This is a genomic window from Methanoregula sp., from assembly GCF_041663825.1.
Taxonomy (GTDB): Archaea; Halobacteriota; Methanomicrobia; order Methanomicrobiales; family Methanospirillaceae; genus Methanoregula.
Window position 1 is genome coordinate 13,478 of sequence record NZ_JBAYLY010000002.1, and the last position, 12,930, is coordinate 26,407.

Sequence of the window (12,930 nt, forward strand, 5' to 3'; positions counted from 1 at the left end):
CGGGAATCTAAACTAAAGGATCTTTTTTAGTATCCCTTTCATTTACTTCCTCGCAATCGTGATATACCCCGAATGACTGATGCTCGTCGAGGGCCGGGTTCCTCTCTTCGACCGGGTCATCTCCCGCTCGATCAGCTCATGGGTATGGACTTCGGGGAACCGTTCCTGCGCCGCGTCCACCACGATTGCCATCTGCTCTAAGAACGGCGTGTAGCAGGCCATGTATCCCCCGGCCCGGAGGTGGTCGAACGCGAAGACCACGTGTTCGGTTGCGATCTGGAGGTCGAGATGGATCACGTCATAGATGCCTTCAGCGGTGAGGACATCGGCGGCAACCGCTTCCACGTTGTCGAGTTTGGCTTCTTTGATATTCTTCTGTGCCAGCGCAGAGAAGTCGGGCCTGACCTCGTAGGTCTTCACGTGCGCCGCGATCCCGCCAAAATAGATCGCCGCGATCCCGCTGCCCGTCCCCGCATCGAGCACCTCATCGTTCCGGTTCATGCCGGTATACGCGATCACGAGACCGATGTCTTTTGGGAGCATCGGGGCGCCGGAGCGCTTGCCGTGCACGAAAAAGTCCGTGGGCCGGGGGATGCGGAGCACAAATTTTGCCCCGGTGTGCGTGGTAAACACGTCACCGGCCGCTGCCCCGACAACCGGCCCAAGATCCAGCTGGCCCTTATCGGTCGAGAGCGTGCCCTGGCCTGCCCGGACGAAAAATTCCCTTCCCTCGCCGACTAACAGGACGCGGTCCCCTGCCTCGATCATGGCGAGGAGAGTTTCACGATCGCTTCGGCGATATCGCCGTTTGTCGCGACAAGCGCTTCCCTTGCTTTCTCGATTGGCACCTGCGCCTGCTCGGCGACCATCGCGACATCATCTGCGGGGATCTCGACGGCTGCCGGCTCAAAGCGCGGCGTTCCCGTGACTTGGTAGGTCGTGACCCCCTGCATGGTCATCGAGCTCACTTCTGCGGAATCAAATGTATAGGTTCCCTTCGGTGTCTTGATCACGATACTCTGGACGTCTTCAATCGGCTCGACTTGCATGCCGAGCTTCTTCATCATCGCCTTCATCTGGCGCGGGTTGATGTTTCCCGGAAGCATTTTTTTCACTCCCCTGTCGTACTCTTACCGCTACACCGTAATTAAATGCAAGCATCTCCGCGCCTGAAAGGAGCGCAGCGCCGCAGGCAATGAGCCGATCTCCGCCCGCGACCACCAGCACGTCATCCCCCGCGCGGATCTGCGGGTCTGCTGCGACCACGTGCTTTGCAAACGCGTTCTTCCCCTGCGCGACAAATTCCGCGACGTCGTCCCTGACGACGACCCGGTAGCCGGGCACCGGGAGGAGCGCGTGGAGCCGGCGTGCCCCCTCGATCCCGAGCGTGAGCCGGCCGTCCGATGCCCTGACCGTCGCGAGCCTCGTGCCGCCGTAGATAATCTGGCGGATACGTCCCGTCGTCGAGAATAAAAACTCGCAGCCTTCGGGAAAGAGCCCGGTTCCTGCGAGGTTCCCGAACTGGTAATCAGCGATTGCCTGCACTCTCGCGAGCGAACTGTTCTCCGAGTATCCTGTTGACACGGTTGACAAACTCCTTTTCTGCGGATTTGGGGATAAACGCTCCGGCCGCGATCTTGTGCCCACCGCCCCCGCCGCCGTATTCTGCCGAGGCATCGCTGATCGCTTTCTGGAGGTCGATGCCTTTTTCGATGACTCTCTCGGTCGTGCGCATCGAGACCTTGGTGAGGTTCTTGTCCTCGGGAACCTCGCACATGATCAGGATGGGTTTTTTAGCGTTGAGCTTCGAAAGGGCCATGCCCGCCCCGATCCCGACAATCGTGTCCGGGAACCTGTTCCCGACACTGAGGTACTGGACGTTCTCAAGTTCCGTGACCCCGGTCTCGATGATGTACTGGAGCAGTTCTCTGATGATCGCCCGGTGGTTGCCGAGCATGTGCTCCGCCTCGCGGTAGGCCTGGCCCCGGTCGCCCCGGAGAATTGCGCTCCCGATGTGGGGTTTCGTCCACCGTCCGCAGGCATTGAGGACCGTCGCGTACTCCTGTGCGTTCCGGAGAGGCGTTCTCGGGATCTCGTCCGGGAACCGGTAGGTCTCCGCGAGCAGGCGCTCGACGCTCTCGCCGTTTGCGATCAGCTGCTCGGCAAGACCCGATGTGATCGTCCGCCGGTCATCATCGCCGAGTTCCTCCCAGACATACCAGCGCCCGTCTTTGGTCTGTTGCACGATCCCGAGTTTCTTTAAGAACTGCTTTGCGCCCTCGGGGTTGTTGCTGATCCCCTTCACAAACGGGTCATCGTTGTACGCGAGCGAGAGGTAGACCGGGCGGGTCGCGGTGCCGTAGCAGTTGAGATCTTTTTTACAGACCTTCACCGACCGGTGCCGGACCCCGTCCTCCACGATGAGGTCACGGGCCGGGCCGACAAGCCCCCGGGTCTCCCGGGCCATCATGTCCCCGACGTTTCCTATCACTGCGATCTTCGCGAGGTCGATGTTTGCCTCGTCCATCTGCTTTGCGATAAGATAGGCGACACCGGCCGCGCTCATCTTCGTGTACCCGTACGGGAGGCAGTTGACCTGCGGGTACGTGACATCGCCGGGCTGGCTGACGTGGTGGTCGACGATCAGCACATCCTTTTCCTTGAGGCCCCGCTCATGCAGGAGGTTCTGCTGGCCCGCCCCGAGGTCGGTGAAGACCTTTAAGGAAGGATCGTCGGGCACCTGCGGCATGGTGAGCGGTTCGAGCTGCCTGACAAAAACGGAGCGGACGGTGATCCCGTGCCGGGAGATCGCCTGCGAGAGGATCGCTTCACTTGAGATGCCATCCGCGTCGATGTGGGAGATGATGGTTATCTCGTGCGCAGCCGTGATCTGCTCGGCGGCCGCCTTCACATCATCAGAGAAACCCATTACCTAATATTTATGGAGTCAATACAGATGAAGTGTGTCATAATGCCCGACCTGACCGTTTGTGCAGAAGAATTCCTTGAGGAGGGAGTCATTACGCATGAGCGGATGCGGGCGGTGGATGCAAACGCGCAGGCGCTCGGCGTTACCGGTCTCCAGTTAATGGAGAGCGCGGGCAAAGCCCTTGCGGTATCCGTGCTCGCGCTCCGCCCGGACTCGGTATTCATTCTCTGCGGCCGGGGGAACAACGGGGGAGACGGGATGGTGGCGGCCCGGTATCTCCAGCGCGGTGTGGATACTGTTGTCTGTTACCTCGATTCAGGAACGCGCAGTCCTTCCTGTGCCCACCAGCTGGCAGCGCTCAAAGGCTGCCGGGTGACGCTCCACCCGTTTGTGTCCACCGATGATCTCCGCTCGCTCTCGTCCGTGTTTTCGAAGGCCGACGTGATTGTCGATGCCCTGCTCGGGACCGGGGCTGCCGGGATGCCAAAGGAACCCCTTGCAGCCTGCGTGGCGATGGCAAATGCGTCGCGGGCAAAGATTATCGCGGCAGATCTCCCTTCGCCCGGTATGCGGGCCGATCGTATCTGCGCGTTCCACCGTCCCAAAGTGAAAGGGTCGGAGGTCGTGGATATCGGCATCCCCATTGAAGCGGAGATCTGCACCGGGCCCGGGGACCTGACCCTGATCCCGATGCGGAAGAGGACGAGCCATAAGGGGGTCGGGGGCGAGGTGCTCGTGATCGGTGGCGGGCCGTACCAGGGCGCACCCTATCTTGCCGGTCTCGGGGCGCTCCGGGCCGGTGCCGATATTGTCAGGATCGCGTCGCCGGTTTTTGAACCGGTACCGGACCTGATCTACGAGCGCCTCACGGGAGACCGGATCGGTGGTGAGCACACAGAACGGCTCATCGCCCTCGCGGAGCGGGCGGACGTGGTCGTCTGCGGGAACGGGCTTGGTACTGAAAGTCATGAGGTCATCCTTGCGGTCTCCCCACACTGCAAGAAAGCGGTCTTCGATGCCGATGCCCTCCGGCTCCCGCTCCCGAAAGCCTGCGGTGAGACCGTGTATACTCCCCATGCCGGGGAATTTACCCGTATCGCGGGCGTCCGGCTTTCGGAGGATGCGGGAGACGCGTGCGGGCGGGCGCGGGAAGCCAAGGCTGCGGCGGCGACCCTCGGCGGCACTATCCTCCTCAAGGGGCCGGTGGACGTCATCACGGACGGCCGCCGGGTCAGGTTCAACCGGACCGGCGACCCGGCGATGAGCGTGGGCGGGACCGGGGACGTGCTGGCCGGGGTAACCGGAGCGCTCCTCTGCCACCTACCCGCATTCGAGGCAGCCTGCATCGCCGCGTATGCGGTCGGGAGAGCCGGGGAGCGCGTGGCAGAAGAGCGGGGCGAGGGGATGCTTGCGTCAGACCTTGTCGACCGGATCCCAAAAGAATTGTTCAGGAGGCAGAAGTAATGGTCGAGTTTACCCATATTTCCGATGGCAGGGCACAGATGGTGGATATTTGCGCGAAGACTGATGTCGTGCGCGAAGCAGTGGCAACGGGAAGGATCTACCTGCGGCCGGCAACCCTTGCGGCAATCCGGGAGGGAACGGTCATCAAGGGGAACGTGCTTGCCACGGCCCGCGTCGCCGCCACCCTCGCGGTCAAGGAGACGCCCCGCATAATCCCGATGTGCCACACGATCCTGCTCGGTGCAATCACGGTTGATTTTACCGAAGGCGACGGATTTATCGAAGCGGTGGTCAGGACAAAGTCCACCGGCAAGACCGGGGTGGAGATGGAAGCCTTAACCGGTGTCTCGGTTGCGCTCCTCACCATCTGGGACATGGTCAAGTCCGCAGAGAAGGACGAGAACGGCCAGTACCCCGTCACCCGGATCGAAGGCATACGGGTTGTGGAAAAACGCAAAGGGACGACCCCGGCTGCAGCGTGATGGTGCAGTTATCTCCCCTCCCTTCCGTGTTTGCCCGCGCAAGCGCCCGTGTACTTTAATACTCCCCCGGATCCATTTTATAAGAATGCGGGATTCGTCCCGTCAGAAAAGGAATGTAGCCTGTAATGGGCCGAACCTTGAGGTGTTATAACACATGGTAAAATCGATGTATGCGTATGTCAGGGACGCATGGGCACGACCTGAAAAGTCCGAAGTAAAAGCAATGCTCTGGGACCGGATGCAGGAGTGGCGCCGCGAGGGCAGCGTCACCCGTCTTGAGCACCCGACCCGTATCGACCGCGCCCGCTCGCTCGGGTACAAGGCGAAGCAGGGTATCGCAGTCGTCCGCGTCCAGGTACGCCGCGGTGGCCGCCGTGCCTCCCGGTACGTCCGGGCCCGCCGGTCCGCACGCATGGGTAAGAACAAACTTACCCCCGGAAAGAGCATCCAGCGGATCGCCGAGGAACGTGCATCCCGCCGGTACCCGAACATGGAAGTCCTTAACTCCTACTGGGTTGGTCAGGACGGGAAGCTGAAATATTACGAGGTTATACTCGTTGACGGCCACCACCCCTCCATCCGGGCAGACAAGAACCTTGCATGGCTCGCAGACCCGGTCCACCGTGGCCGTGCCGAGCGTGGCAAGACCTCGGCAGGTCGCAAGGGCCGTGGCATGAGGACCCGGGGACGGGGAACAGAGAAGACCCGCCCGAGCATCCGCTCCCATGCAAACCAGGGCAAATAATCTTATCCTTTTTTCCCGCTAAGGGTATCTTCATGAAGATCACCGATGCCTGTGTTTATCCGTATCCTGTCGGTGACTCGTCGGTCCGCCGGTTTGCGCTCGAAGCCCGTTCGTTCGGGTATGACAGTATTGTCGCAGCAGATACGCCCGCTGCCGAGGTCTGCGGTATTACCGTGATCCCAGGGATCTTCCTTGCTGGCATCCCGGCAAAGGACGTCCAGAGCCGGGTGAAAAAGAGCAGGGGCACGGGAGCGGTCATTGCCGTACAGGTCGGGGACAACGGGTTCAACCGTGCCGTAGCGAGCACAAACGGCGTCCACATCCTGCGGGGCATCCATGCCGCCGACAAGCGTGCGTTCGATCACGTGGCGGCTAAGATTGCAGCGGACAACAACACCGCTCTTGACATTGACCTGGCCCCCCTCATTTTCGGGCGCGGGCACCTCCGGCAGAAAGCGATCCACCGTTATATCGACCTGATGATCCTGTACCGCAGGTTCGAGTTCCCGCTCACCATCTCGTCATCGGCACGGTCGGTTCTTGGTATGAGGGCCGTGCGTGAAGTCACCGGTCTCTGCTCGCTCTTTGGCATGGATGAGACCGATGTTCAGGTGGCGCTTGCCGGGGTCGGCCGGGTGACCGGACCGGTCGAGAGTGTCGTGAAGGTGATTACATGAGCATCCGTCCCCCGACGCTGCGGGAAAAACGGCGGTATCTCCTCGCCCGTATCGACCCGGCAGAAACTCCGGTTGAGACAAAGGATCTCTACTACGCGGTGTACGAGGCGGTGGTCTCGCTCTTCGGTGATATGGCGGCGGCAGCCATGCAGCCTTCGGTGCTTGCGATTGAGAGCGGGCACGCGATCCTGCGCTGCCGCAGGGGTGCCGAACGCGAGTTTGCGATCGCCCTCTCGACGCTTTCCGCGTGCCGGGACTACACCCTTGCCGTGAGAGTGCTCGCAGTATCGGGAACGATCGAGAGCCTGCGGGAGCGGATCGCAACGCTCGTGCCGCAGGAACCCGATGTCCCGGCCCAGGATGGTGCCGGTGAAGGTGTACCCGACGCCGGTCCCTGCGAATACCGTTTCGGCACCACTCCTGTCGAACCTGTTGTATGGCACGGTCATAAGGTTGATGTCATAGAAAAGGGATTTAAAAATACACGCCGATTGTTCTTAACAACAGAAGATCTGGAGAAAATACATGCAACCACAATACCAGATGGGCTATGACCGGGCGATCACCGTTTTTTCGCCTGACGGCAGGCTGTACCAGGTGGAATACGCCCGGGAGGCAGTAAAGCGCGGTACCACTGCGGTCGGTATCAAGGCACAGGACGGGATTGTCCTTATCGTCGACAAACGCATCAGTTCCAAACTGCTTGAAGCAGCCTCGATCGAGAAGATCTTCAGGATCGACGATCATATCGGGGTCGCATCCTCCGGCCTCGTCGGCGATGCACGTGCGCTTGTGGACCGGGCACGGGTCGAGTGCCAGATCAACCGGGTCTCCTACGATGAGAAGATCGAGGTCGAGGCGCTCGCAAAGAAACTCTGCGACCACATGCAGACCCTCACCCAGTACGGCGGCATCCGCCCGTACGGCACGGCGCTTTTAATTGCCGGCGTCAGCGATGGCGAATGCCGGCTCTTTGAGACCGACCCCTCCGGCACCCTCCTTGAGTACAAGGCGACCGGTATCGGTATCGGCCGGCCGGCGGCCATGAAGATCTTTGAGGAGGAATACACGCCAAGCCTCACGATCAAGGATGCAATCCTTCTCGGCCTCAAGGCACTGCACTCGGCAACCGAAGGCAAGTTCGATGTCGACACCGTAGAGATCGGCATCGTTGAACAGAGCGATGCGAAGTTCAAGAAGATGACCAAAGAAGAAGTCGCATCATACGTCTCACAGTTCAAACAGTGATCTCTCATGATCTCTCTTGAGAACGCGGTGGTAGCCCGTCTGGAAAGTTTCGGGGAGCGGTTCGAGATCCTGGTCGAACCCCACCTTGCGGCCCGCCTGCGGCAGGGCGAGGCCATAAACATCGAGGACGTTGTCGCAGCGCTCGACGTATTCGGGAATTCTTCGCGGGGGACCCGGGCATCCGACGAATCGCTTGAAAAGGTCTTCCATACCACGGACTTTGCAACCGTGGCAAAGAAGATCATTGAGAAAGGGGAGATCCATCTCACCGCCGACCAGCGTAAGGAGATGACCGAGGAGAAACGCCGGCAGGTCATCACGTTTATCGCCAGGAACGCGATCAACCCCCAGACCGGCCACCCGCATCCCCCCGCCCGTATCGAGAGAGCGATGGAAGAGGCCCGGGTCAATATCGATCCGTTCAAGCACCTTGACGAACTGGTCAAGGAGACCGTCAAGGCGCTGCGCCCGATCCTGCCCATCCGGTTCGAGGAACTTCGTCTTGCAATACGGATCCCTCCCGACAACGCAGCCCGCGCATACGGAGATATCGCGGCGGCTTGCACCATGGAGAAGGACGAGTGGCAGAAAGACGGCTCATGGGTTTGCGTCGTGCGGATCCCGGCCGGCATCCAGGGCGAATTTTACGATCTGATAAACAAGATCAGCAAAGGCGAAGGACAGGTAAAAATCCTCAATCAAGTATATTAATTACGAGGACAAATATAGAAAGTCAATTCGGTGGACACTCATCATGGCAAAATCAGAAAAATCAGCAAAAGGAAAAGTAACCGGTAGTGCAGGGCGTTTTGGCTGCAGATACGGAAGATTTGTACGCAAGCGAGTCGCAGAGATGGAAAAGATTTCCCGGGCAGATCACCGGTGCCCGAAGTGCGATACGATGTCGGTGCAGAGAAGAGGCACCGGTATCTGGGAATGCCGGAAGTGCGGGTTCAAGTTCGCCGGCGGCGCATACCAGCCTGAGACCCCGGCCCTCCGTGTTGCCCTCCGTGCCATCGACCGCACCAGTGTCGTTGAAGAAAAGACCCAGTAAGCGGACTTTGAGACATGGCAAGTACCTACAAGTGCGCACGGTGCAAACAGAAAGTGGAGATCGACGTCAACGTCCGGTGTCCCTACTGCGGCCACCGCATCCTTTTCAAGGAACGCGGCGCAGCAATAAAAGAGATAAAAGCCAGGTAAGGTTACCGGTGCCGGAATAACCGGCAGTTTCATTTTTTATTCTCGTTTTACCCATATACTTTACGAGGTACTCCTGTGCCGCACCATGAAGCCCTGTTTACGTTCACGACCGATCATGCGGATCAGATCTACCGGTCGCTTCTTCCGGAGTTACAGGAGGATGTGAATCCCCGGTCCACGACGCAGGCATGGGTCGAGGGGACCGATACGCTCGTCCTGCACGTTGAAGCGCAGGATCTTGCGGCGCTGCGAGCGGCGCTCAATATGTTCCTGCGCCTCGTAAGCGTTGCCGACGAGATGCAGCAGATCGCCTGAAAACTGCTGGCGCCTGCACGTTTCTCGTCCCTAATCAGGGTTTTTATACTGCTGGCGAGAGGGCACGTGCGGAATCATTTTTATCGCTGGGAAATGAAACTTGATACGGAGATACGATTATGCAGAACATTCCCCCCAAAGTCCAGAACCAGTTTGCGATGCTCCAGCAGATACAGCAGCAGCTCCAGACCGTTCTTTCGCAGAAGAATCAGTATGAGATGGCGGTGCGCGAGGCCAAGCGTGCAGAAGAAGAGGTCAAGGATTCAGCAGATGACACCCCGATGTACATGAGCATCGGAACCGTCATGGTGCAGAAGAAGAAGGAATACGTCGCCTCAAAGCTCACCGAGAAGGTCGAGACCCTTGAACTTCGGATCAAGTCGTTAGAGAAGCAGGAGAAGATGCTCCAGGGCAAGTTCGAGCAGCTTCAAGCACAGATCAAGTCTGCACTCGAGGGCAAGAGCGCCCCGAATGCCGCATAACTTTTTTTAAAATTGTTTATGACCCGTTACAGGACACTATCTCACGGTCTGTTTAGGAATCTTTCCCGAGGGATCGTTGCCGATCCGGCAGTACCGGTCCAGAAAAATTACAAATAAAATGGAATGGTTAGTCCCTGCTCGTGAGGTTGATCGCGTTTACGAGCGCATCGACCGAGGCGAGCACGATATCGTCACCGCTCCCGCTTGCATCGTAGATGTGCCCGTGCTCGTCTTCGACGGCGATCGTCACGTGACACATCGCGTCCGAGCCCCCGCTGATCGCCTCGATGTTGAACTCGGTCAGCCGGATCTTTACCGGCAGGATCCCGATGATCGCGTTGAGCGCCGCATCCACGGGGCCGTTCCCGACACTTGAGAAGACATGCTCGGTGCCGTTGACCTGCGCCCGAACGCTTGCCGTCGGGATCACGTGGTTGCCGGTCATGATCGCGATATCGTCGAGCTGGAGTACCTTTTTCCCGATCTCGATGCCCATGACGCTCTCGGCGATCTCGTAGAGGTCGGCGTCGGTCACCCGTTTCCCCTTGTTCGCGATCACTTTCACGCGCTCAACAATCGTGTCGAGCTGTGTATCATCGGGTTCGATGTGGACATCCACAAGCATCTGGCGCACCGCGTGCCTGCCGACATGTTTGCCGAGCGTGAGCCGGCGCCGATGCCCGACCATCTCCGGGGTCATGATGCCGGGCTCGAACGTCGCGGTGCACTTTAAGACGCCCTGCGTGTGAATGCCGCTCTCGTGCGAGAAGACGTTCTCCCCGACCACCGGCTGGGTGGGCGGGATACCGAGGCCGGAGAACCGGGAGACAAGGCGCGAGGTCTCGACAAGGCGCTCTTTTGCGATCCCGGTATGGATGCCGTAGATCGCCTCCATGATCATCACGGCTTGGGCGAGGTCGGCATTGCCGGCCCGCTCACCGAGACCGTTCACCGTCACCTGCACCTGCGAGGCGCCGGCTTCGACCGCGGCGATCGTGTTTGCGACCGCGAGGCCGAAGTCGTTGTGGCAGTGGACGTCGAGCGGGCAGTCCACCTCGCGGGCGAGCCGGCCCATCAGGGTCTTCATGCCCGACGGGGAGATGACCCCGACGGTGTCCGGGATGTTGATGATCGTGGCCCCGGCAGCGGCGGCGGTGCGGCAGACCTCAACGAGATAGTCGGGATCTGTCCGCGTCGCATCCATGGGCGAGAACATGCACTTGTCCACATGCCCCCTGATGTACCGGATGATCTCGCTTGTGATCGCGAGTACCTGCTCCCGGCTTTTGTTGATGGTGTTCTCCCGCTGGATGTCCGATGTCGGGATGAACACGTGGATCATGTCGACATCGCAGTCGATGCAGGCATCCACGTCGGCTTTGACCGACCGGGCGAGTCCGCAGACATTCGCAGAGAGGCCGAGCTTCTTGATGGCGGACACGGTCTCTTTCTCGGCAGCCGATGATGCAGGGAACCCTGCCTCGATCGTATGCACGCCGATGCCGGAGAGCTGACGGGCAATCTCAATTTTTTGTTCAAATGTGAAGGCAATCCCCGGGGTTTGTTCCCCGTCACGGAGTGTCGTATCAAAAACGGTCACGTTATTCTTCGCACGGCTATCGGTGAAGAAAACGATCCCCCGCAAAATCCTTGCGAGCCATACAACATCATGTGCCCCCGGATTATTTAAAGAAACCCTGCACCAGCCCGGTTTTTGCCGTTTTCATCCCCTGTAAAACCGGTAACTTACGATATGTTTAATAGGAAACTACCCCTACATTATTAGGCAGAGTGCCCCGCCTTAACTCAGCCTGGTAGAGTGCGCGGCTGTAGTATGGTTTGCCGATGAACGGCAACTGCGCGGCTACCGCGATGTCCCCGGTCCGAATCCGGGAGGCGGGATATACTGTAAAAAAGTGCCCAGGTAGTGTAGCGGCCTATCATGATTGCCTGTCACGCAATCGACTCGGATTCGAATTCCGACCTGGGCGTGGCTTTGTTTTTTAAAATTTCTTCTTACCCTTGTTATCTCATCCGATAACACGGGTTACCAGAGTTCCCTTCGCAGAAAATCTCCGATGGGCCCCCATTGGTATGAAATGGGCGGTGCGATCCAGAAAATGGACCCGTCCCTGCGTTTCAAAACGTACTAAAAAAAGGTATATGAAATAATAGTTACGCGAAGACCGAGAAGTCGTTCTTGATGGCGATAGCTTCGATAATGGGCTTCATCGTTGCTTCCGGGATGCCGAACTTGTCCATATACAGCTGGAGGACTGCCTTCTCCTCGCCGGCAAGGACACCGTCTGCCATCGCAATATCACAGAGAATCGCAAGGGTTGCGATCTTCTGCTTCTCGTCAAGCTTCTGTGCGACGAGATCGATGACTTCGGGGAACTTGTTTGCCTTTAAGACCTGCATTGCCACATCGATCGACTTCCTGTCGCCGCGGACGATCTTTGCAAGGTCGCCAAGTTCGGAGTCCTCGATAACGCCGTCTGCCGCGATAATGGTAATAGCGGAGAGCACAAGTGCTGATTTCGGAGTCAGTTCTACGGGTTTTCCGGATAATCTGTCAAAAATTCCCATGATTCACCTTTTTGAATTCTCTAGTATTTTTCTCCTGATGGTAATTGATTGTATCTATGAACATGACTTTCCGGGCAGGATGCGGGTGCCCGGGTATCGGTTTTACCAAAACAAGGAAATCTACTCGCAAAAACGTGCTTCGGGAATCATAATTCCCCTTGGGAGGATCCTGAGTTACACATGTGCTCACCTTCCGGGTTACAGGCACCTCTCTAAAAAATCAAATACTCTTCATTCATAATCCAAAAAGAAGAAAACTGTTTATTGTTGTCCAGTTGCAGATCCGAGAAAGCTACATCACCGGCGATGGGGATACTCCTGATGCTCGCGATCACCTTTATTCTTGCAGCACTTGTCCTGCTCATGATGATCCAGCTTCCGTACCAGTTCGACCAGTCTGTTCCTGAAATTTTCAAGATTACGAAGATTCGGCATGTGGATGATTATGACCGTCTGACCTACGACAGCCGGATGATGGTCATGAATGCCGGGGAAACCGGCTATAAGAACCTGAACCTCTATGCGCTGACCTACCGGAATGGGGATCCTCTGGAAAGTTCCATCAAAACCGTGAACGGACATAATTTTATTCCCACTCACCACTACAAAATCCAGAATCTCGGTGGACAGGGGTCACGGGGCACGACATGGGATCCCGGGGAACTCATTTTTATTGATTATTCCGACAAGACATTTCACCCGGGCGATGTAGTGACCTTTGAGGTCTATGATGTGGAAACTGATCAGATTATCTCGCGCCACACCTATACGGCATGAACCGGTTCTTTAGAAAAAG

At 58.2% G+C, this 12,930-nt stretch carries 18 protein-coding genes and 2 tRNA genes; 14 read left to right on the top strand and 6 right to left on the bottom strand.

Annotation, left to right across the window (positions count from 1 at the left end):
* Positions 1 to 42: 42 nt before the first annotated feature.
* From WCX19_RS01160 to WCX19_RS01175, 4 genes are read right to left on the bottom strand one after another with little or no spacing between them, the layout of a single operon-like run.
* On the bottom strand, positions 43 to 768 hold the full coding sequence (locus tag WCX19_RS01160; RefSeq protein WP_373003735.1) for an rRNA adenine N-6-methyltransferase family protein: 726 nt from the start codon (positions 766 to 768) through the stop codon (positions 43 to 45).
* Positions 765 to 1,106, bottom strand: coding sequence for a nascent polypeptide-associated complex protein (locus WCX19_RS01165; RefSeq protein ID WP_373003738.1), 342 nt, complete (start codon positions 1,104 to 1,106; stop codon positions 765 to 767). The genes WCX19_RS01160 and WCX19_RS01165 overlap by 4 nt, the downstream gene beginning before the upstream one ends.
* Positions 1,030 to 1,584 carry a PUA domain-containing protein gene (locus WCX19_RS01170; RefSeq protein WP_373003741.1) on the bottom strand — a complete coding sequence of 185 codons (555 nt, stop codon included), beginning with the start codon at positions 1,582 to 1,584 and terminating at the stop codon, positions 1,030 to 1,032. The genes WCX19_RS01165 and WCX19_RS01170 overlap by 77 nt, the downstream gene beginning before the upstream one ends.
* A complete protein-coding gene (locus WCX19_RS01175; protein ID WP_373003744.1) occupies positions 1,529 to 2,929 on the bottom strand; it encodes a DHHA1 domain-containing protein in 1,401 nt (466 codons plus the stop codon). The genes WCX19_RS01170 and WCX19_RS01175 overlap by 56 nt, the downstream gene beginning before the upstream one ends.
* 27 nt (positions 2,930 to 2,956) lie before the next feature.
* Between WCX19_RS01175 and WCX19_RS01180 the strand changes: the two genes are divergently transcribed.
* The 11 genes from WCX19_RS01180 to WCX19_RS01230 all read left to right on the top strand — a co-directional run bounded on the left by WCX19_RS01180 (position 2,957) and on the right by WCX19_RS01230 (position 9,545).
* On the top strand, positions 2,957 to 4,393 hold the full coding sequence (locus WCX19_RS01180) for an NAD(P)H-hydrate dehydratase (RefSeq protein WP_373003747.1): 1,437 nt from the start codon (positions 2,957 to 2,959) through the stop codon (positions 4,391 to 4,393).
* Positions 4,393 to 4,875: a cyclic pyranopterin monophosphate synthase MoaC gene (gene moaC, locus WCX19_RS01185; protein ID WP_373003750.1), complete on the top strand. Its 483-nt coding sequence runs from the start codon at positions 4,393 to 4,395 to the stop codon at positions 4,873 to 4,875. Before WCX19_RS01180 ends, moaC begins: the two co-directional genes overlap by 1 nt.
* Positions 4,876 to 5,029: 154 nt before the next feature.
* Complete coding sequence (locus WCX19_RS01190) at positions 5,030 to 5,620, top strand: 50S ribosomal protein L15e (RefSeq protein ID WP_373003753.1); 591 nt, start codon at positions 5,030 to 5,032, stop codon at positions 5,618 to 5,620.
* A gap of 32 nt (positions 5,621 to 5,652) precedes the next feature.
* Positions 5,653 to 6,297, top strand: a complete 645-nt coding sequence (locus tag WCX19_RS01195; protein WP_373003756.1) for an RNase P subunit p30 family protein — start codon at positions 5,653 to 5,655, stop codon at positions 6,295 to 6,297.
* Positions 6,294 to 6,851 carry an Rpp14/Pop5 family protein gene (locus tag WCX19_RS01200; protein ID WP_373003759.1) on the top strand — a complete coding sequence of 186 codons (558 nt, stop codon included), beginning with the start codon at positions 6,294 to 6,296 and terminating at the stop codon, positions 6,849 to 6,851. Before WCX19_RS01195 ends, WCX19_RS01200 begins: the two co-directional genes overlap by 4 nt.
* Positions 6,823 to 7,545 (top strand): archaeal proteasome endopeptidase complex subunit alpha, encoded by a 723-nt coding sequence (psmA, locus tag WCX19_RS01205; RefSeq protein ID WP_373003762.1) that lies wholly within the window; start codon positions 6,823 to 6,825, stop codon positions 7,543 to 7,545. The genes WCX19_RS01200 and psmA overlap by 29 nt, the downstream gene beginning before the upstream one ends.
* A 6-nt stretch (positions 7,546 to 7,551) precedes the next feature.
* Positions 7,552 to 8,256 (top strand): ribosome assembly factor SBDS, encoded by a 705-nt coding sequence (locus tag WCX19_RS01210; RefSeq protein WP_373003765.1) that lies wholly within the window; start codon positions 7,552 to 7,554, stop codon positions 8,254 to 8,256.
* A gap of 43 nt (positions 8,257 to 8,299) precedes the next feature.
* A complete protein-coding gene (locus WCX19_RS01215) occupies positions 8,300 to 8,599 on the top strand; it encodes a 50S ribosomal protein L37ae (RefSeq protein ID WP_373003768.1) in 300 nt (99 codons plus the stop codon).
* Positions 8,600 to 8,613: 14 nt separating this feature from the next.
* Positions 8,614 to 8,748 carry a DNA-directed RNA polymerase subunit P gene (locus WCX19_RS01220; protein WP_373003771.1) on the top strand — a complete coding sequence of 45 codons (135 nt, stop codon included), beginning with the start codon at positions 8,614 to 8,616 and terminating at the stop codon, positions 8,746 to 8,748.
* 75 nt (positions 8,749 to 8,823) lie between these two features.
* A complete protein-coding gene (locus tag WCX19_RS01225) occupies positions 8,824 to 9,063 on the top strand; it encodes a KEOPS complex subunit Pcc1 (RefSeq protein WP_373003774.1) in 240 nt (79 codons plus the stop codon).
* 119 nt (positions 9,064 to 9,182) lie between these two features.
* Positions 9,183 to 9,545 (top strand): prefoldin subunit beta, encoded by a 363-nt coding sequence (locus WCX19_RS01230; protein WP_373003777.1) that lies wholly within the window; start codon positions 9,183 to 9,185, stop codon positions 9,543 to 9,545.
* Positions 9,546 to 9,672: 127 nt separating this feature from the next.
* On the opposite strand, the gene WCX19_RS01235 is transcribed toward WCX19_RS01230, so the two are convergent.
* Entirely contained in the window at positions 9,673 to 11,190 is a 1,518-nt protein-coding gene (locus WCX19_RS01235) for a 2-isopropylmalate synthase (protein ID WP_373003780.1), read from the bottom strand.
* Between the two features lie 150 nt (positions 11,191 to 11,340).
* On the opposite strand from WCX19_RS01235, the gene WCX19_RS01240 reads away from it, so the two are divergent.
* Positions 11,341 to 11,447: transfer RNA gene (locus tag WCX19_RS01240), tRNA-Tyr, on the top strand.
* Between the two features lie 16 nt (positions 11,448 to 11,463).
* Positions 11,464 to 11,536, top strand: a tRNA-Asp gene (locus WCX19_RS01245).
* A gap of 184 nt (positions 11,537 to 11,720) precedes the next feature.
* On the opposite strand, the gene WCX19_RS01250 is transcribed toward WCX19_RS01245, so the two are convergent.
* Positions 11,721 to 12,134, bottom strand: a complete 414-nt coding sequence (locus tag WCX19_RS01250; protein WP_373003783.1) for a tellurite resistance TerB family protein — start codon at positions 12,132 to 12,134, stop codon at positions 11,721 to 11,723.
* A 267-nt stretch (positions 12,135 to 12,401) separates the two neighbouring features.
* Here WCX19_RS01250 and WCX19_RS01255 point away from each other — a divergent pair, with 267 nt between their 5' ends.
* Entirely contained in the window at positions 12,402 to 12,911 is a 510-nt protein-coding gene (locus WCX19_RS01255; RefSeq protein WP_373003785.1) for a type IV pilin, read from the top strand.
* Positions 12,912 to 12,930: the final 19 nt, after the last annotated feature.

Excerpts from the sequence above, each read along its gene's own strand:
- WCX19_RS01160 (WP_373003735.1), bottom strand. The coding sequence starts at position 768 with ATGATCGAGGCAGGGGACCGCGTCCTGTTAGTCGGCGAGGGAAGGGAA.
- WCX19_RS01165 (WP_373003738.1), bottom strand. The coding sequence starts at position 1,106 with ATGCTTCCGGGAAACATCAACCCGCGCCAGATGAAGGCGATGATGAAG.
- WCX19_RS01175 (WP_373003744.1), bottom strand. The coding sequence starts at position 2,929 with ATGGGTTTCTCTGATGATGTGAAGGCGGCCGCCGAGCAGATCACGGCT.
- WCX19_RS01180 (WP_373003747.1), top strand. The coding sequence starts at position 2,957 with ATGAAGTGTGTCATAATGCCCGACCTGACCGTTTGTGCAGAAGAATTC.
- moaC (WP_373003750.1), top strand. The coding sequence starts at position 4,393 with ATGGTCGAGTTTACCCATATTTCCGATGGCAGGGCACAGATGGTGGAT.
- WCX19_RS01190 (WP_373003753.1), top strand. The coding sequence starts at position 5,030 with ATGGTAAAATCGATGTATGCGTATGTCAGGGACGCATGGGCACGACCT.
- WCX19_RS01195 (WP_373003756.1), top strand. The coding sequence starts at position 5,653 with ATGAAGATCACCGATGCCTGTGTTTATCCGTATCCTGTCGGTGACTCG.
- WCX19_RS01200 (WP_373003759.1), top strand. The coding sequence starts at position 6,294 with ATGAGCATCCGTCCCCCGACGCTGCGGGAAAAACGGCGGTATCTCCTC.
- psmA (WP_373003762.1), top strand. The coding sequence starts at position 6,823 with ATGCAACCACAATACCAGATGGGCTATGACCGGGCGATCACCGTTTTT.
- WCX19_RS01210 (WP_373003765.1), top strand. The coding sequence starts at position 7,552 with ATGATCTCTCTTGAGAACGCGGTGGTAGCCCGTCTGGAAAGTTTCGGG.
- WCX19_RS01215 (WP_373003768.1), top strand. The coding sequence starts at position 8,300 with ATGGCAAAATCAGAAAAATCAGCAAAAGGAAAAGTAACCGGTAGTGCA.
- WCX19_RS01220 (WP_373003771.1), top strand. The coding sequence starts at position 8,614 with ATGGCAAGTACCTACAAGTGCGCACGGTGCAAACAGAAAGTGGAGATC.
- WCX19_RS01230 (WP_373003777.1), top strand. The coding sequence starts at position 9,183 with ATGCAGAACATTCCCCCCAAAGTCCAGAACCAGTTTGCGATGCTCCAG.
- WCX19_RS01250 (WP_373003783.1), bottom strand. The coding sequence starts at position 12,134 with ATGGGAATTTTTGACAGATTATCCGGAAAACCCGTAGAACTGACTCCG.